Origin of the sequence: Rhodovastum atsumiense (assembly GCF_937425535.1) — a bacterium.
GTDB classification, from domain to species: Bacteria; Pseudomonadota; Alphaproteobacteria; order Acetobacterales; family Acetobacteraceae; genus Rhodovastum; species Rhodovastum atsumiense.
On sequence record NZ_OW485601.1, the window covers coordinates 4,333,475 to 4,351,127 of the forward strand.

The window sequence follows — 17,653 nt, forward strand, 5'->3', positions numbered from 1 at the left end:
CCGCTACCGTGCCAATACCTTCTCCAGCGTAATCGGCAGGTCCCGCACGCGCACGCCGGTGGCGTTGAACACGGCGTTGGCGATGGCGGCGGCGGCGCCGACGATGCCGATCTCGCCGATGCCCTTGGCGCCGAGCGCGTTGACATGTTCGTCGTGTTCCTCGACGAACAGCGCCTCGATCACTGGTACGTCGGCGTTGGTCGGCACGTGGTATTCGCCAAGGTCACGGTTGACCCATTGCCCCCAGCGCGGATCCAGCAGTGTTTCTTCCATCAGCGCCTGCCCGATGCCCATGGTGATGCCGCCGATGATCTGCGAGGTGGCGGTGCGCGGGTTGAGGATGCGTCCGGCGCCGTAGGCCCCGAGCATGCGCCGCACCCGCACTTCCCCGGTGTCTCCGTCCACGCCCACCTCGGCGAACTGAGCGCCGAAGGCGTGCATGGACCAGTGCTGTTGCGCCGTGTCGGGGTGATGGTCGTGGCTGACCGAAAGCCCCTCCGGCGCAGCGCGCGCCAGCAGCGTGGCCAGCGCCTCGCCGCGCGCGGGCGTGTCGCGATGGCTGATCCTGCCGTCGGCGAAGGCCAGCGCGTCGGAATTCAGCCCATGCAGGGGCGAGGCGGGGTCCTGCCGGGCCAGGTCGGCGAGTTGCGCACGCAGCGCAGTGGCGGCGCCGGCCAGCGCCGAGCCGGCACTGCTCGCGCCGAAGGAGCCGCCCGAGCCCATGGTCATCGGCAGGTCGCTATCGCCGAGCGCCACCTCCACCTGTCCGGGCGCGAGGCCCAGCGCCGCGGCGGCGAGCTGGCGCAGGATCGTATAGGTGCCGGTGCCGATATCCGTTGCTGCCAGCTCGACCTTTGCGGATCCGTCCGGATGCATGGTCAGCCGCGCCGAGGCCGGCATGTGCAGCACCGGATAGGTCGCCGAGGCCACGCCCAGCCCGACCCGCCAGCGTCCCTCGCGCCGGCTGCCGGGCGCGCCGCGGCGCTGCCAGCCGAAGCGCTCCGCCCCTTGTTGCAGGCACGCCCGCAAGGAACGGCTGGACCAGGGCAGGCCGCTCTCCGGGTCGTGGTCGGGTTCGTTGGCCAGGCGCAGCGCGATCGGGTCCATGTCCAGCGCGTGCGCGAGTTCGTCCATCGCGCTTTCCAGGGCGAAGCTGCCCGGCGCCTCGCCGGGGGCGCGCATCCAGGACGGCGTCGGCGTGTTCAGGCGCACGACGCGGTGCGTGGTCCGGCGATGCGGCGCCGCATACATGATGCGCGAGATCACGCCTGATTGCTCGACCATCTCGTCGTGGCGCGAGGTCTGCACCCAGGTGTCATGGGCGATGGCGACGAGGTGCCCGTCGCGCTGCGCGCCGAGGCGCAGGCGCTGGCGGGTGGCGCTGCGATGACCGTGGCCGGTGAACACCTGCTGGCGGGTCAGCGCCACCTTGCAGGGCCGGCCGCTGACGCGCGCGCCGATCGCGGCCAGCACCGCATGCGGATGGGCACCGTATTTCGACCCGAAGCCGCCGCCGATGAAGCGGCTGATCACCTGCACCCGGTCGGGCGGCAGTTTGAAGGTGGCGGCGAGCGCCTGCGCGCAGGCCCAGGGGCCCTGGTTGCAGTCCTGCACGATCAGCCGCCCGTCACGCCATTCCGCCACGGCGGCATGCGGCTCGATCGGGTTGTTGTGCTCGTAGGGGGTGGTGTAGGTGGTGTCCAGTTGCACCGGCGCGGCGGCGAAGGCGGTGACGAAATCGCCCTCCGCGGTGTCGGGCGGGGCGCCGCCATTGACCAGGTTCGGCCGGTAGGCGGAGGGGAGGGCGTCGGCAAAGGACAGTGCTGCGTCTGCGGGTTCGGCCTCGACGGTGACGAGGGCGGCGGCGGCGCGCGCGGCCTCGAAGCTTTCGGCCAGCACCAGCGCCACCGACTGGCCGTGGAACAGCACCTCGTCGCGATCGAGCACTGGCTTCGGCCCGATGAACTTGACCTGGATATCATCGGTTTCGACGAAGGGCGCCATGTCCGGAGCATTCGCGCGCGTCACCACCGCGACCACGCCCGGGGCGCGCTCCGCCTCCCGCGTGTTGATGGCACGGATGCGGCCGGCGGGCAGGATGGTCAGCACCGGAAAGCCATGCAGCAGCCCGTGCGGATGGTGCTCGGCGGCGTAGCGGGCCTGGCCGGTGACCTTGGCGGGGCCGTCGGCGCGCGGCGCGGACAGGCCGACATGGCCGCCCCGATTCTCAGTGATGAAATCGGCGATCGGCATGGATCAGGCCCCCTCGGGCTGGGCTGCAAGGCCGGTGAGCGTGGCGCGGATGGTGCGGCGCAGCAGCTCCGGCTTGAAGTCGTTGCCGCCCCAGCCGCGGGCGCCTTCCAGCGCGATGCCGGCGGCGTGGCGGAAATTCGCCGCGGTGGCCGGCTGGTCCTGCAAGGCCGCCTCGGCGTTGCGGAAGCGCCAGGGCTTGTGCGCGACCCCGCCGGCGGCGAGGCGGATGCTGCGCACCACGCCGTCGTCGAGGCCCAGCACGGCGGCGACCGAGACCAGCGCGAAGGCGTAGGAGGCGCGGTCGCGCACCTTGCGGTAGTGCATGCGTCCAGCCGGGGGCGGCGGCAGCAGGATCGCGGTGATCAGCTCGCCTGGCGCCAGGGTGGTTTCCAGATGCGGCGTGTCGCCCGGCATGCGGTAGAGCTGGTCCAGCGTCAGCGTCCGTGTCCCATCCGGCCCCTGCACGCGCACCGTCGCATCGAGCGCCTGCAGTGCCACCGCCATGTCGCTCGGATGCGTGGCGATGCAATGTTCGGTCGCGCCGAGGATGGCATGGCCGCGATTGTGCCCGCCGATGGCGCCGCAGCCGCTGCCGGGCGCGCGTTTGTTGCAGGGGCGGGCAGTGTCGTAGAAATACGCGCAGCGCGTCCGCTGCAGCAGGTTGCCGCCGGTGCTGGCCTTGTTGCGCAACTGGCCGGAGGCGCCCGCCACGATCGCCTCGGCCAGCACCGGATAGTCCCGCCGCACCCGCGCATGCGCGGCAAGCTCGGTGTTGGAGGCCAGCGAGCCGATGCAAAGGCCGCCCTCCGGGGTCGGGTCAATGCCATCGAGCGGCAGGCGGGAGATGTCGATCAGGTGCGCGGGCGTCTCCACCTGCAGCTTCATCAGGTCGATCAGGTTGGTGCCGCCGGCGATGTAGCGGGCGCCCTGGGCGGTCGCGCAGGCGGCGATCGCCGCCGCGGGCGTGGCCGGGCGTTCGTAGGTGAAGGGCAGCATGGCTCAGCGTGTCCCGGCGACGGCGCGGATGGCGGAGACGATGTGCGGATAGGCGCCGCAGCGGCAGAGATTGCCGCTCATGCGCTCGCGGATCTCAGCCTCGTCCGGTGTCGGCGCGGCGGCGATGTCGGCGGCGGCGTGGCTGGGCACGCCGGCGCGCAGCTCGGCCAGCATGCCCAGCGCCGAACAAAGCTGGCCGGGCGTGCAGTAGCCGCACTGGAAGGCGTCGTGGTCGATGAAGGCCTGCTGCAGCGGATGCAACGCGGTCGGCCCGCCCAGGCCCTCGACCGTGGTGATGCGCTCGCCCGCGTGCATGACGGCAAGGGCGAGGCAGGCATTGATGCGCGTGCCTTCGACCAGCACGGTGCAGGCGCCGCACTGGCCGTGGTCGCAGCCCTTCTTGGTGCCGTCGAGATGCAACTGCTCGCGCAAGGCGTCCAGCAGGGTGGTGCGCGTGTCCAGCACCAGCCGGTGATCCTGGCCGTTGATGGACAGTGTAACCGGTATCATCACCGGGGCGAGCCGGTCGGGGGCTGTGGTGGTCTCCGGCATGGGGGCTGGTCTCCTCCGGGCGGTGCGCGGCGTGTCGCGACCGGGACGTATTGGCACCACGGCGCATGACACCGGCGATGGTTCCGGCGGACGGGGTCACGCTGCCGGGAGGAAAAGGCAGCCGGCCGGGCCAGGGCAGGGAGGCTCGTACGTCGGGCCACCTATCCAGGAGAGCGAAGACCTCGTTATGATCGGCACCTGGCTTTGCCCCCGTCATCGAGGTTCCGGATCCCATCGTGTCAGTTCTGCAGCAATGAACCTTCGACGGAACGGCAAGGATGGTGCAGGAGAAAAAGGCACGGCATGCATTTCCCTCACTTGCGCAAGGCTGCCGGCGTGGCACTCCTGATGGTCACCGCTGCGGCGCCGAATGATGCGGTCTGCAAGGAAAATGTCGCGTGGCCGGATACGTTCGTGGCGCGGCTGGAGGCCCTGGCGGTGCTGCAGACCCTGAATGCCGATCTGCTCAGCCACGACAGTGCAACCCTTACTCTCGAGCGTTGGTGCCGGACCCATCGGCTCGCCTCCCCGGCCCGCATCGTCGCCGAGCGCGTGCGGGATGTGGAGAAGACGCCGGACGAGGAACAGCGACGGCTGCTGAACGTGGCGGATGCCGACACTGTCCGCTATCGGCATGTCCGGCTGCGCTGCGGCGATCACATCCTCTCCGAGGCTGATAATTGGTACGTGCCGGGCAGGCTCACCGCCGAGATGAACCGGCGCCTGGAGACCACCGACGAGGCATTCGGCCATGTGGTGCAGCCACTGCACTTCCAGCGCCGGACGCTCTCGGCGGACCTGCTGTGGCGGCCTCTTCCGGAGGGATGGGACATGGCGATCCCCGAAGGAGGGCAGGCCCCTGCGACTCTCCAGATCCCGGGACAGATCCTGCGGCACAGGGCCGTGCTGGTCCTGCCGGACGGCATGCCCTTCAGCCAGGTCGTCGAGACCTACACCGCGGCAATCCTTGCGTTCGGTCCTCCCCCGTCCAGGTGATCACGCGTCGCGACCGGCATGCGCCAGCGCCAGCCGGCGGATTTCCCGCCACGTCCAGGCCAGCCCCTCGGCATCCGCAAGGGCCCGGTGCCGGATCCGCGGCCGGCGGGACTCCGCTTCCTCTGCCTCGGCAATGAGGCGGGCGGCGACGGCGCGGATCTCTGCCTCGGCCGCCGCGCGGTCGGCGGCGTCGTCCGGGGGCAAGGCCGCCAGCAGCGGCAGGCAGGCGATCACGTAGGCGTGGTGCACGTCGCGGATGGCAACGCAGCCAGGAGGGTAGCCGCATCTGACCAGCAGCACGTCCAGCCATCTGCCGTCGAAGGGGGGCGCGTCGCTGTAGACGGTCACCTCCGGCTGCCCGAGGACCTCGACGGCGCGACGGGCCACGTCCTGGGGCGGCCTGCCCTCGGTGCGCAATTGCCGCCGCGAGAGTCCATGCACGTACTCGGACGCGACAGACCAGTCCTTCCAGGCGCGCGGCGGCTTGATGAGATGCGATTCCCCCCTGCCGTCGACCCCGCACCAGCCAAGCTCGATCGGATGGCTGTCGGCGTTCAGGGACGAAGCCTCGATGTCGATGAACAGGATCACGAGGCGTTCCCCGTCCCCCGCTGCTCCGGGCTGACGCACGGCGGCAGGGGGCACTGAGGGGGGTGAAGCTCGGGGAGGCCGACAGGACGAAACGCCGCACGCTCGCTGTCGGTGCCCTGGGGTTTCCGCGCCGCGGCGATGATGGACGTGACCTCGGCGCCGGAGAGCGTCTCGCGGTCGATGAGCGCCGCGGCCACGGCTTCCAGTTCGGCCCGGTGCCGTGCCAGCATCGTCCGGGCATCCGCCAGCGCGCTGCGCAGCCGCTGTTCCAGCCGTTCGGCGGCATCGTGGTGGAAGGCGAGCAATGAGGCCAGTTCCCGTGGCTCGGGGTCGCCGCGCCACACCAGCGTCTCGCCCAGGCCCAGCGAGAATTCCAGCGCCGCCGCCAGGGATGTCGCCGCGGCGAGGTCGGACCCGGCCGGCCCGCCGCTGCCCGAGCTGGGCTCGCCGAGCACCAGTTCCTCGGCCGCGCGGCCGGCCAGGAGTTCCATGATCACCGCCTCGATCTCGCCGCGCGTGGCCGGTGCGCGGTCACGTTGCACGGCGACGCCGCCGCTGGTGCCGCCGTTGCGGCGGACGGTGGCCGACACCACGCTGCCCGAGCGCAGCACGCAGGCGGCCACGGCGTGCCCGGCCTCGTGGAAGGCGACGCGGCGCAGCACCGCGGGCGGATGCCGCCCGGCGCCATCGCGGATTTCCGTGATGACGTCTTCGACTTCGACCGGCCGCCCCGCCTGCCGCGCCCGGCGGCGCGCGCCACGGGCCCAGCGCTCGCAATCGGCGCCCGAGCCGCCGAGCGCGGCACTGGCGGCCGGTTGCAGCGCGGCGGGCGTCAGCCCCGGCAGGTGCGCCGCCAGGATGCGCGCCAGCTGGGCCGCGTCCGGCAGGCGCAGCACCAGCTCGCGGTCGAGCCGGCCGGCGCGGCGCAGCGCCGGGTCGATGTCGTCGGGGAAGTTGGTCGCGGCGATGACGATGATGCCCTCGCGGCCACCGATGCCGTCCATCTCCGCGAGCAGGGCGTTGTTGATGGAACGGAACCAGGATTCGTTGTGCCCCGCCTTGCCGCGCCCCATGATCGAGTCCAGTTCCTCGATGAACAGGATGCAGGGCGCGCAGGCCCGCGCGTCGGCGAAGGTGCGGCGGAGGCGGGGGATGATCTCCGTGTAGCGCCCGGTGCCGTCCTGTCCCGATTCCCAGAGTGCATAGCTGCCGACAACGAGCGGCACGCCGGCGCTGGCGGCGAGGGCCTGGGCGAAGGTGGTCTTGCCGCAGCCGGGCGGCCCCGACAGCAGTGCGCCGCGGTCGACCTCGGACCACGGCAACAGGCCGTGGCGGAAGGCGTCGAGCTCCGTGACCATGCGCCGCGCCACGGCTTCGACCTCGGGCGCCAAAGGCAGGGTGTCCAATGTCCAGCGCGGCGCGGGCGGCGGCGCCGGGCGCGCGGCGACGACGAGGCGGGCGAGGCGGTCGAGATACTCCCGCGCCGACTGCGACGGCCGGCAGGCGAGCTGCAGCATCTCTGGCTTCACCTCGGCCGCCACGGCCTCGTCCGGTTGCGGGGCAGGCTCCCCGCAGAGGCGCACGGCCACCTGCCGCAGAATGTCCGCGTCGGGCGGCGGGATTTCGACGATGCGGTCGGCCGCCTGCACCAGCGCCGGCGGCAGCCAGGCAAGGTCGGGGCTCACGCCGAGCGCGCCGTGTCCGCGCCAGATCCGCTTTGCCAGCGCTTCCTCGTCGTCCTCGAAACGGCGGCGGCCCGAGGTCGTGGCCGGAGCAGGGGCTTCCGTGCGGATGCATTCGTGCAGCCGCCCCCCGCGCCCGGTGATGGCGGATTTGCTGTGCCCGAGCACGAAACGCCGCCAGCCCCAGGCGATCTGCGCGGGCCAGAAGGCGGGAACCCGCAGCACGACCACCGCCCCGGGCTGCGTCGCCGCCTGTTCCAGGGCCGGGGCCCCGGCTGCCAGGGCGCGTCGCAGCATGGCCTCGACGGCGATTTCGACGGGATCGATCTCGGATGTCGGCTCGCGCTCTTCGATATCCTCGCGCACGGTCTCGGCCTCCCGGACCGCGATGTCGCAGTCCATCCAGTCGTCGTCAGCGGATTCGGGGGAGTCAGCGGGAGACGTGTTCTCGGACACAGGGGACCTCGGCCAGCAGGCAGGCATGCGGGAACGGCGACGGCATCATGGCCGCCCGTATCCGCTGCGCTTTGCTGGCGAAGGTCCGATTGAGCACGGGGCTCTCCTGAGAAGGGCGCAGCGTATATCTCAGGAAATGCCGGATTGCAAGCATTGTCGCACCGGCTGTTCCGGTCCCGCATGGTTGCCTGGAGCGATTTTGCCTGGCGATGGTTCAACCCATAACCGTTGCGGGGGCCGATATCGGGGGAGACGCCGACGATGGCTGGAAAGCCGGGCGGTGGGATCGTATCGTCCGAGAGGGTGGGTGGGCACCCGCCGGCGAGGTCCGCCCCTGCCGCGAAAGGCAGGGCGGGTTGTTCGCCCGGTACATCGGGAGAGGCGCGGAGCGGGACGATGGAAAGCCACGATCACGAATTCCACACCACCATTCCGGTGCGGCTGCCGTTCCGGGCCTTCCTGCCGACCGGCTATTCCGACCACCGCGACGCCGAGGCCTGGCCGATGATCCTGTTCCTGCACGGATCGGGCGAACGGGGCGAGGATTTGGCGGCGGTCGTCAGGACCGGCCTGCCGGAGCGGCTGGCCCGCCAGCCGGAACTGCCTTTCCTCACCATCGTGCCGCAATGCCCACCCAACCTCGACTGGTCGATGCTGCTGCCCGCGCTGGACGCGCTGGTGTCGTACGTGAAGCGGGCCTTCCTGGTCGATCCGGACCGTGTCTACCTGACCGGGTTGAGCATGGGGGGATACGGGTGCTGGGCCTTTGCCAGCAGCCACCCGGAGCATTTCGCCGCGGTGGCGCCGATCTGCGGCGGCGGCGACGAGCGGCTGGATTTCCCCGGGCGGCTGCGGCGCATGGCGCGTCTGCCAGTGTGGTGCTTCCACGGCGAGCAGGACGAGGTGGTGCCGGTGGAAGAGACGCTGCGGCTGGTGGGGGCGTTCCGTGAGCTTGGCGGGGAGGCCCGGTGCACGCTGTATCCCGGCGTGGGGCATGATTCCTGGACGCGGACCTATGACGATCCCGAGCTGTACGCGTGGCTGCTGGGCCATGTTCGCGGCACGCCGGCGGGGGCGGCGGAACCGGCCGGAGGCGAACGCGCCCCGCTTGGCCTGGCGCCGCAAACGCGCGCGGAGCGGCCCTGGATGGCGCATCGGCCGCCAGCCGGACAGGAAGGCTGAGCCCTCCGGCGCGGCGGCGGTGTTGTGTGATAATATTCGATCGGATAATATTTAACAGATTGAATAAAATATTTTGATTATTGCGAGTGATGTTCAGAAAGAGCTATTAAGGATTTGGTTTTGATTCTAAAAATGGCTGCCAGAGCAGGGCGGCGATCGGTGCGATGTTCGATCGCTGCTACCAATGTCGGACCGCAATGACCAGCATCCTCGATCGTCTGAATATCCGCGCCAAGGTGATTGCCGTGGTCGCGGCGATTCTTCTCTGCACTGCGGGACAGGGGGGAATCTCCTGGTTCGGCATCGAGAAAATGAGCGGCATCACCACGGATCTGTCCGAGAACATGCTGCCGAGCGCCCTGGCGGCTGGCCGGGTCGCGGTACTGGTGGAGCGCCTGCGCAGCTACCAGGGCCTGGCCTTCCTGGCGACCTCGCCGGCCGAGCAGCAGGCACGCGCGGCGAAGACGGCACAACTGCGCCAGGATCTCGCCGCGGCACTGCGCGACTATGAGAAACTCGTCGTCGGTGCGGAGGAACGGCGGCTGTACACCGCGCTCGAAGCCGCCTGGCGGAGCTACGGGGACCTGACCGATCGCCTCGGCACGATCGCCGATCCGGAGGCGGCACGCATCTACATGCTGCGCGACATGCTCGGCCCCATGGACACGCTGCGGGCCGCCGTGGATGCCACGGTGGCCTTCCAGGTCACCGATGGCAGGCGCGCCGCCGCGGAGAGCCGGTCGGCCAGCTTTGGCGCCGAAGCCGGCATCCTGGCCGCGCTTGGCGTGACCATGCTGCTGTGCCTCGGCGTTGGGCTGTTCATCGATCGCGGCGTCGCCGGGCCGGTGGTCGCGCTGACCGCGGCGATGCGGCTTCTGGCGCAGCGGGCGCTGGAAACCGTCATCCCCGGCACCACGCGCGCTGACGAGATGGGGGCGATGGCGCAGGCGGTGCAGGTGTTCAAGGAGAACATGATCACCGCCGACCGCCTCGCCGCCGAGCAGGCCGAGGCACGGGCGGCGCGGGAGCGGCGCACCGCGAAGGTCGAGGCGCTGGTGCAGGATTTCGAGCGGCACTCCGCGGAACTGGTGCATCATCTCTCCGCCTCGGCCACCGAGATGGCGGCCACGGCGCGGCAGATGACGCAGTCGGCGGAGCAGACCGGGGCGCAGGCCGGCCTGGTCGCCGCGGGCGCGCAGGCGGCCGCCGGCAGCGTGCACACCGTGGCTTCGGCCACCGAGGAACTCTCCGCCTCGATCGGCGAGATCACGCGGCAGGTCGAACAATCTACCGCGATCGCGCATCAGGCGGTGGAGGAGGCGCAGCGTACTGACACCACCGTGCGCGCGCTGGCCGAATCGGCGCAGAAGATTGGCGACGTGGTCGGGCTGATCACCAGTATCGCCGGCCAGACCAATCTGCTGGCGCTGAACGCGACCATCGAGGCGGCACGCGCGGGCGACGCCGGCAAGGGGTTTGCCGTGGTGGCGACCGAGGTGAAGAGCCTGGCGGCGCAGACGGCACGGGCGACCGAGGAGATCGGCGCGCAGATCGCGCGCATCCAGGCAGCGACGCAGGACGCGGTCACCGCGATCGGCGGCATCGCCCGCACCATCGATCAGGTCAACAGCATCACCGGCACGATCGCGGTCGCGGTGAAGGAACAGGGCGCGGCCACCGCCGAGATCTCGCGCAGCGTGCAGCAGGCCGCCAATGGCACCGGCGAGGTGACGCGCAACATCGCCGGTGTCAGCCGCGCCGTCGGCGAAACCGGCGAGGCGTCGCAGCAGGTGCGCGAAGTGGCCGACGGGCTGTCGCGCGAAGCCGAGAAACTCGCGGGCCAGGTGAGCGGCTTCATCGCCGGGGTGCGCGCCGCCTGAGCCTTCATGACGCAGGCCTTGCACATGGGAACGGCTTGCACGATCCCGCTCGCGGGTCGCCACGCTGACGGAACGCAATGAACAGCATACTCGATCGTTTCAGCATCCGCTCCAAGGTCATCGCGGCATTTGCCGCGGTGGTGCTGTGTGCCGGCGTGCAGGGGTGGTTTGCCCTGCACGGCCTGGCCTCCGTCAGTGAGGTCAGCGCGCAGCTTGGCAGCGACGGCCTGCCCAGCTCCCAGGCCATCGGCAAGGTGGCCCAGCTCGCCGAGACCTTCCGGTCCTATCAGAAGCAGGAACTGATGACCGACACGGACGCGGAGCGCCGTGCCAGGGCCGAGGAGACCCTGAAGGTACGCGGCAGCCTTGTGGACATGCTGAGAGGCTATGTGGTCCTGGGCAAATCCGGCGAAAGAGCCCGGCTGGCGGCCGCGCTCGATGCCGCCTGGAACGAGTATGCGGCGCAGTCCGGCCGCTTCGCCGCGCTCGCCGACCCGAAGGAGGCGCGGACCTTTCTCCTGCGCGACATGAACCCGGCGGCCAGGGCGCTGCGTGCGGCCGTCGATGCGGCGCTTACCTTTGAGGTGGAGAACGGCCGGCGCGCGACCGCGGAGGTGCAGGCGACGGAATCCTCGGTCAGCCTGGGCATCCTGGTGGCGCTTGGCGTGACGGTGCTGCTGTGCCTCGGGGTGGGGCTGGTCATCGACCGCGACATCGCCGGACCGGTGGTGGCGCTGACCGGGGCGATGCGGCTTCTGGCGCGGCGGGAACTGGATGCCACCATCCCCGGTACCGCGCGTAGCGATGAGATGGGGGCGATGGCGCAGGCCGTGGAGGTGTTCCGCGATGGCATGCGCACCGCCGACCGCCTTGCCGCCGAGCAGGCAGAGGCGCGGGCGGCGCGGGAGCGGCGTGCGGCGAAGGTCGAGACACTGGTGCAGGATTTCGAGCGGCACTCCGCCGAACTGGTGCACCATCTTTCCGCCTGCGCCACCGAGATGGCGAGCACGGCGACGCAGATGACGCACACGGCGGAGCAGACCGGGTCACAGGCCGAACTGGTCGCCGCCGGCGCGCATGAAGCCGCCGCCAGCGTGCAGACCGTGGCCTCGGCGACCGAGGAGTTGTCGGCCTCGATCGGTGAAATCACGCGGCAGGTCGAGCAATCCACCGCGATCGCGCACCAGGCGGTGGAGGAGGCGCAGCGCACCGATGCCACCGTGCGCGCGCTGGCCGAAGGGGCGCAGAAGATCGGCGACGTGGTCGGGCTGATCACCAGTATCGCCGGGCAGACCAATTTGCTGGCGCTGAATGCGACGATCGAGGCGGCACGGGCGGGCGAGGCCGGCCGTGGCTTCGCGGTGGTGGCGACCGAGGTGAAGAGCCTGGCGGCGCAGACGGCGCGGGCGACCGAGGAGATCGGCGCGCAGATCGGGCGCATCCAGGCGGCGACGCAGGACGCGGTCACCGCGATCGGCGGCATCGCCCGCATCATCGGGCAGGTCAACGACATCACCGGCACGATCGCGGTCGCGGTGAAGGAACAGGGCGCGGCCACCGCCGAGATCTCGCGCAGCGTGCAGCAGGCCGCCAACGGCACCGGCGAGGTGACGCGCAACATCACCGGCGTCAGCCGTGCCGTCGGCGAGACCGGCGTGGCGTCGCAGCAGGTGCGCGAAGTGGCCGACGGGCTGTCGCGGGATGCCGAGAAACTGGCGAGCCAGGTGGGCGGCTTCATCGCCGGTGTGCGCGCCGCCTGACGCGGGGAAAAGGAATGGGATCCAAGGGCCTTGTGGCCCTTGGTGGAGGTCCAGGAGGCAAAGCCTCCTGGTGGGGTTTGGGGCGAAGCCCCAAGGGAAGGCAAGGGCTCCGCCCTTGACCCGGCAGGGGCCACAAGGCCCCTGCACCCCAGTCTCGCTGCGCGGCTTACCGGAACAGCAGCAGCGCCTTCTGCAGCGTGATCCAGATCCCCCAGGCGAGCGGAATCCACACCACCGCCCAGGCCAGCGTCACTTTCCACGAATGCACCACCTGCCCGCCGAGGGCCGCGACATCGGCGACGAAATGCTGGTGCGTGTCGTCGGCGATCCGCTTCTCGGCGGCCGCTTCCGGCTCGGTCATGTGATGCTTCTCGGCCACCGGCGTCACCAGCCAGTTGCAGAGCGCGCCCAGCGCGAGCAGCCCGGCCAGGATGTACATGGTGATCGAATAGACATCCTGCCGGGCGACGCCGTGGTCGAGCTGGTATTCGCGGATGTAGTTCACCAGCACCGGGCCGAGCACGCCCGCCGTCGACCACGCCGTCAGCAGGCGGCCATGGATCGCCCCCACCATCCTGGTCCCGAACATGTCGGCGAGATAGGCCGGCACGGTGGCGAAGCCGCCGCCGTACATCGACAGGATCACGCAGAAGATGCCGACGAACAGCGCGAGCGCGCCGGCGCGGGCGGCGAGGGGCACCGAGGCATAGAGCGCCATGCCGAGCAGGAAGAAGGCGAAATAGGTCGCCTTGCGGCCGATCCGGTCGGACAGCGAGGCCCAGAAGAAGCGCCCGCCGATGTTGAACAGCGACAGCAGCCCGGTGAACCCCGCGGCCACCGCGGCGATCTGGCCTTTCTGCGCGGGCGTCAGCTCGCTGAAGCCGGCCTCGATGCCGATCAGCCGGCCACCGAACACTTCCTGCAGCAGCGGCGAGGCCATGCCGAGGATGCCGATGCCCGCCGTCACGTTCAGGCACAGCACGCCCCAGACCAGCCAGAACTGCCGCGTCTTCCAGGCCACGTCGAGATGCACGTGGCGGGTGGTGATGAAGCCGTTCTGCGTGGCCGGGTCGGGCGGCGTCCAGCCGGCCGGCTTCCAGCCCTCGGCCGGCACCCGGTAGCCGAGCGCGCCGCCCATCATGAACACGAAGTAGATCGCCGCCATGACGACGAAGGTTTCCCACACCCCCACCGAATGGGGGGTGGCGAAAGAGCGCATCAGCATGTCGGCGAGTGGCGCGCCGATCATCGCGCCGCCGCCGAAGCCCATGATCGCCATGCCGGTGGCCATGCCGCGCCGGTCGGGGAACCACTTGATCAGCGTGGACACCGGCGAGATGTAGCCGAGCCCAAGCCCGATGCCGCCGATCACCCCGGAGCCGAGCCACATCAGCCAGAGCTGATGGGTGGCCACCCCGAGCGCCGAGATCAGCAGGCCACCGCACCAGCACAGCGCCGAGACCACACCCGCCTTGCGTGGGCCGGCCCGTTCCAGCCAGCCGCCCCAGATCGCCGCCGAGGAGCCGAGGAAGACGAAGAACAGCGTATACATCCAGCCGAGCTGGGAAATTTTCCAGTCGCAGCCGGTGGCGACGATCTCAGCCAGGAACCCCATGTCCCTGGGGCAGGCGATCGGCTCGGTGATGCCGACGGCGCGCGACAGCGGCAGCCAGAACACCGAGAAGCCATAGGCCATGCCGATGCAAAGGTGAATTGCCAGCGCCGCCGGCGGCACCAGCCAGCGATTGAAGTTCGAAGGCGCAACGATACGTTCTCGTGACAGGAAGGCAGGCGCGGGGAGAGTCGCGGTGACATCCATGGACGTTTTCCACCCTGGTTTCTTGGTCGGTCGGTTTCTTGGTTGGTCAAGGCGACGGGGTGGGCCTGGCTGCGCACGCCATGGGACCGGAACCGGGCTGAGGCAGCCGATGCCGGACACCACCGCCTTGCGCATCGGCCCGAGCCCGCAATGGCGCGATATCAGCACGAAGCCCGCGCCGGTCGCAACCGCTGTCCGGCGCCGCGCTTGTTGGGGCAGGTGCCTGCTCGCCAGCCGACGGAAGGATGCTTATTCAGATGAACTGCAAAAGTATAGAACTAGCAAATTTCTATCTTGTCTTGTCATGGTCTGGCCCGGTGGCTAAGGTTTTTGCTAATATTCTGTTTATGAGAGGAAATAATGCAAAAAATTATCGGATGTTTATTGGTGCTGGTGGCCCCGCTTGTGCCCGGGCATCCGGCCAGGGCGGATGCCGACGATGCCCGCTGGGTCAATCAATGCATCGCCGATAACAAGGGCGGTGCCGCGGACTCGGTGGTCATGGCCTATTGCGCCTGCATGAACAACAAAATGGGCGACAACGAAACCAGGTCCATCACGGAGTGGGAAAAGAGTCATCCTGCCGAGCGGAAGTCCTGCGAGCGAACCGCCGGCTGGAAATAGGGGCGGGATTTCATCCCATACCGGCGCAGACAGGCGGGCCAGGCTGATGCCTGGCCCGCCGGCCCGGAAACAGGGAGGATGACACGCCAGTCACAGTCACGACTGTGTCTACGTTTGGCGAATGGCGCGGTTCCTGTCGGAATCTACGGTAAGTATTCTTGCTGAAGACATGAAGTTTCGCATTATTTATTGCCAGGAAACCGGCGAAGTCCTCATGGCGCCAGCACGGTCAACACCGCGGGCACGGCGAGGGCGGCGAGCGCGGTCTGGCTGGCGGTGATGCCGGCCATCAGCGGGGCGTCGCCGCCGAGCTGGCGGGCCAGGATATAGGCGGAAGAGGCGGTCGGCATGGCCTGCACCAGCAATGCCACCACCAGCGCCTCGCCGCCGAGGCCGAGCGCCGAGCCGATCGCCAGGGTCACGCCGGGCATGACCAGGAACCTGACGGCGGCGGAGCCGGCGACCGGCCTGACCCAGGACCGCACCGAGCCGAAATCGAGCGCCGCGCCGACGCAGAGCAGCCCGAGCGGCAGCGAGGCCGCGCCCAGCGCCCGCAGCGCCTGGTCGAGCCCCGGTGGCAGGGCAAGGCCGCCGAACTGCAGCAGCATGCCGCCCGCGCAGCCGAGGATCAGGGGGTTGGTGGCGATCTGGCGCAGCACGCCCCCCAGGTCCAGCCGCGCCTGGCCGTAGCGCGCGAACACCAGGATGCAGAGCACGTTGACGGTCGGCACCATGGCGGCGTTGCAGAGGGCGGCCAGCGCGATGCCCTGGGCGCCGAACAGCCCCGCCGCGACGGTCACCGCGGCGTAGTTGTTGAAGCGGATGCTGCCCTGGAACACCGAGGTGAAGGCGGGGCCGTCGATCGGCCGCAGGCGATGCGCCGCCAGCACCAGCCCCGCCACGACGAGGATGGCGCCGATCAGGGTGACTGCCATCACCCCGACCGGCAGGGCGTGCAGCGGCGCGGTCGAAAGGCCGTGGACGAACAGCGCCGGCAGCAGCACGAAGTAGCAAAGCCGCTCGGCCTGGGGCCAGAACCCCGCGGCGAGGAAGCCGCTGCGGCGCAGCCATGCCCCGAGCCCGATCAGCAGGATCACCGGCAGCAGCGCCAGGATCACGGCGCCGGTCACGGCCGGGCACCCCGGGCGAAGACGGCGGATCGGTGGGCGAAGACAGGGATGGGGGGCACGGCGCGCTCGCAGGATTGGATCGCGGCGACCCTAGGCGACCGCAAGGTCGAGGAAAAATTCTGAATCCTCGGGGTTAGCTCAAGTTTTCCTCATGGTTCGGGCCACCGCCTCGCCGACCGCCGTGGCGAGGCGCCGGGCCGGGCGTTCCCGGCGTTGCAGCAGCACCACCCGGCGCCGCAACTGCGGTCGGCCGAACGGCAGGCGGCAGAGCGGGGGCAGCTCCGGCACCATCTCGGCCGGGATCGGCACCACCGCCACGCCCAGCCCGCCGGCAACCATGCGCAGGATGACCTCGCGGTTGTCGAGCGACATGCCCTGCTGCACCTGCAGCCCCTGGCGGCGCAGCTCGCGCGCGATCATCCGCCCGGCCCAGGTCTGCGGGTCGAACTGGATGAAGGGCAGCTCCGCCAGCATCTGCGGCAGGGCGCGTCCCTGCTGTTCCGGGGGGGCGAGGACCCAGAACTGGTCTTCGTAGAGCGGTGTCCAGGTGAGCTCGGCCGGGTGCGGGCGCACCGGCTCGGTGGTGATGGCGGCGTCGAGCTCGCCACCCACCACCAGCCGCGCCAGCTCGGCCGACATGCCCGAGGAGACATGCACCCGCAGCCGTGGATGCGCCCGGCGCAGCGCCACCAGGGCGTCGGGGAGCGGCCCGGCCAGCGCGGTCTGGATCGCCCCCAGGCGCAGCCGGCCGGTCAGGGCGCCGTCGTCGCTGAGCGCTTCGGGAATGCGGTCATAGAGCCCGAGCAGGTCCTCGGCCTGGGCCACCAGCTTGCGGCCGGGTTCGGTCAGCACCGGCTGGCGGCGCGAGCGATCGAAGAGCCGGGTGCCGAATTCCTCTTCCAGCGCCTTCACGTGCAGGCTGACGGCCGATTGGGTCAGGCCGATGGCCTCGCCCGCCCGGGCGAAGGTGCCGTGCCGCGCGATGGCGATGAGCGTGCGAAGGGCGCGAAGGGACATGGGGGGATATTACGGCCGGGATCCGGTCGGGGACAGGACGGGGGCGATGCGGGACCGCCATTTCCCGGTCGCGGCGGGTTCCATAGAATGCCGCCATGGAGGCAGCCAGCAGAGTCGAGCGCATCATCAGGGCGGACCCGCTGCGCTGGCATATCCTCGGCGTGGTGCGCGATCTCCGCCTGCCGGATTGCTGGATCGGAGCCGGGTTCGTCAGGAATGCCGTCTGGGACCGGCTGCACCGGCGCACCGCCTCGCCGCTGGCCGGCGATGTCGATGTCGTCTGGCATGATCTCCGACGGGACGACCCGCGCGAGGACGAACGGCATGAAGCGCTGCTCCGGGCGGTGGAGCCGGGCATCGTCTGGTCGGTCCGCAACCAGGCGCGCATGCACGGGCGCAACGGTGATGCGCCCTATGCCTCGGTCCGCGACGCCATGCGGTTCTGGCCCGAGACGGCGACGGCGGTCGCGGTCAGGCGCGACGGCCTGGAAGGCTTCGAGATTGCGGCCCCCTACGGCCTGGACGATCTCCTGAACCTGGTCCTGAGACCGACCCCGCCCTTCGCCCAGGCCAGGCGCTCTGTCTACGCGGCGCGGCTGCATGCCAAACGCTGGCAGGCTCTGTGGCCTCTCCTCAGGCAGGCGGAGGCGTAGCGCCGCCGCGCCCCGGACGGCGGATGCGCATCGTCGGGAGGTCTGTCACGTGTCGGGCTCGC

General features: G+C 70.2%; 14 protein-coding genes. 6 read left to right on the forward strand and 8 right to left on the reverse strand.

Annotated features, from left to right (window positions below; all coding sequences use genetic code 11):
- Positions 1–3: 3 nt before the first annotated feature.
- Genes NBY65_RS19605 through NBY65_RS19615 form a run of 3 tightly spaced genes read right to left on the reverse strand, consistent with a single transcriptional unit; the run spans position 4 to position 3,801 of the window.
- Positions 4–2,253 carry a xanthine dehydrogenase family protein molybdopterin-binding subunit gene (locus NBY65_RS19605; protein ID WP_150044149.1) on the reverse strand — a complete coding sequence of 750 codons (2,250 nt, stop codon included), beginning with the start codon at positions 2,251–2,253 and terminating at the stop codon, positions 4–6.
- Positions 2,254–2,256: 3 nt separating this feature from the next.
- A complete protein-coding gene (locus NBY65_RS19610) occupies positions 2,257–3,249 on the reverse strand; it encodes an FAD binding domain-containing protein (protein WP_150044147.1) in 993 nt (330 codons plus the stop codon).
- Between the two features lie 3 nt (positions 3,250–3,252).
- A complete protein-coding gene (locus tag NBY65_RS19615; protein WP_150044145.1) occupies positions 3,253–3,801 on the reverse strand; it encodes a 2Fe-2S iron-sulfur cluster-binding protein in 549 nt (182 codons plus the stop codon).
- A gap of 303 nt (positions 3,802–4,104) precedes the next feature.
- Here NBY65_RS19615 and NBY65_RS19620 point away from each other — a divergent pair, with 303 nt between their 5' ends.
- Positions 4,105–4,797: a hypothetical protein gene (locus tag NBY65_RS19620; protein WP_150044143.1), complete on the forward strand. Its 693-nt coding sequence runs from the start codon at positions 4,105–4,107 to the stop codon at positions 4,795–4,797.
- Here NBY65_RS19620 and NBY65_RS19625 read toward each other — a convergent pair whose 3' ends face one another.
- Together NBY65_RS19625 and NBY65_RS19630 are read right to left on the reverse strand one after the other, a co-directional pair.
- Positions 4,798–5,388, reverse strand: a complete 591-nt coding sequence (locus NBY65_RS19625; protein WP_150044141.1) for a hypothetical protein — start codon at positions 5,386–5,388, stop codon at positions 4,798–4,800. It lies immediately after the preceding gene.
- Positions 5,385–7,472 (reverse strand): AAA family ATPase, encoded by a 2,088-nt coding sequence (locus NBY65_RS19630; protein WP_162530814.1) that lies wholly within the window; start codon positions 7,470–7,472, stop codon positions 5,385–5,387. The genes NBY65_RS19625 and NBY65_RS19630 overlap by 4 nt, the downstream gene beginning before the upstream one ends.
- A gap of 450 nt (positions 7,473–7,922) precedes the next feature.
- Between NBY65_RS19630 and NBY65_RS19635 the strand changes: the two genes are divergently transcribed.
- The 3 genes from NBY65_RS19635 (at position 7,923) to NBY65_RS19645 (ending at position 12,348) form a co-directional block, all read left to right on the forward strand.
- Positions 7,923–8,708 (forward strand): carboxylesterase family protein, encoded by a 786-nt coding sequence (locus tag NBY65_RS19635; protein ID WP_162530813.1) that lies wholly within the window; start codon positions 7,923–7,925, stop codon positions 8,706–8,708.
- A 197-nt stretch (positions 8,709–8,905) separates the two neighbouring features.
- On the forward strand, positions 8,906–10,588 hold the full coding sequence (locus NBY65_RS19640; protein WP_250265704.1) for a methyl-accepting chemotaxis protein: 1,683 nt from the start codon (positions 8,906–8,908) through the stop codon (positions 10,586–10,588).
- Between the two features lie 77 nt (positions 10,589–10,665).
- Entirely contained in the window at positions 10,666–12,348 is a 1,683-nt protein-coding gene (locus NBY65_RS19645; protein ID WP_150045842.1) for a methyl-accepting chemotaxis protein, read from the forward strand.
- Between the two features lie 166 nt (positions 12,349–12,514).
- Here NBY65_RS19645 and NBY65_RS19650 read toward each other — a convergent pair whose 3' ends face one another.
- Positions 12,515–14,167 (reverse strand): OFA family MFS transporter, encoded by a 1,653-nt coding sequence (locus NBY65_RS19650; protein WP_150045031.1) that lies wholly within the window; start codon positions 14,165–14,167, stop codon positions 12,515–12,517.
- A 360-nt stretch (positions 14,168–14,527) separates the two neighbouring features.
- On the opposite strand from NBY65_RS19650, the gene NBY65_RS19655 reads away from it, so the two are divergent.
- Positions 14,528–14,791, forward strand: a complete 264-nt coding sequence (locus NBY65_RS19655) for a hypothetical protein (protein ID WP_150045029.1) — start codon at positions 14,528–14,530, stop codon at positions 14,789–14,791.
- 212 nt (positions 14,792–15,003) lie between these two features.
- Here NBY65_RS19655 and NBY65_RS19660 read toward each other — a convergent pair whose 3' ends face one another.
- Both NBY65_RS19660 and NBY65_RS19665 read right to left on the reverse strand, forming a co-directional pair.
- A complete protein-coding gene (locus NBY65_RS19660; RefSeq protein WP_150045027.1) occupies positions 15,004–15,921 on the reverse strand; it encodes an AEC family transporter in 918 nt (305 codons plus the stop codon).
- A 138-nt stretch (positions 15,922–16,059) separates the two neighbouring features.
- A complete protein-coding gene (locus NBY65_RS19665) occupies positions 16,060–16,938 on the reverse strand; it encodes a LysR family transcriptional regulator (protein ID WP_150045025.1) in 879 nt (292 codons plus the stop codon).
- 95 nt (positions 16,939–17,033) lie between these two features.
- Here NBY65_RS19665 and NBY65_RS19670 point away from each other — a divergent pair, with 95 nt between their 5' ends.
- On the forward strand, positions 17,034–17,591 hold the full coding sequence (locus NBY65_RS19670; RefSeq protein ID WP_150045023.1) for a nucleotidyltransferase family protein: 558 nt from the start codon (positions 17,034–17,036) through the stop codon (positions 17,589–17,591).
- The last annotated feature ends 62 nt before the right edge of the window (positions 17,592–17,653 follow it).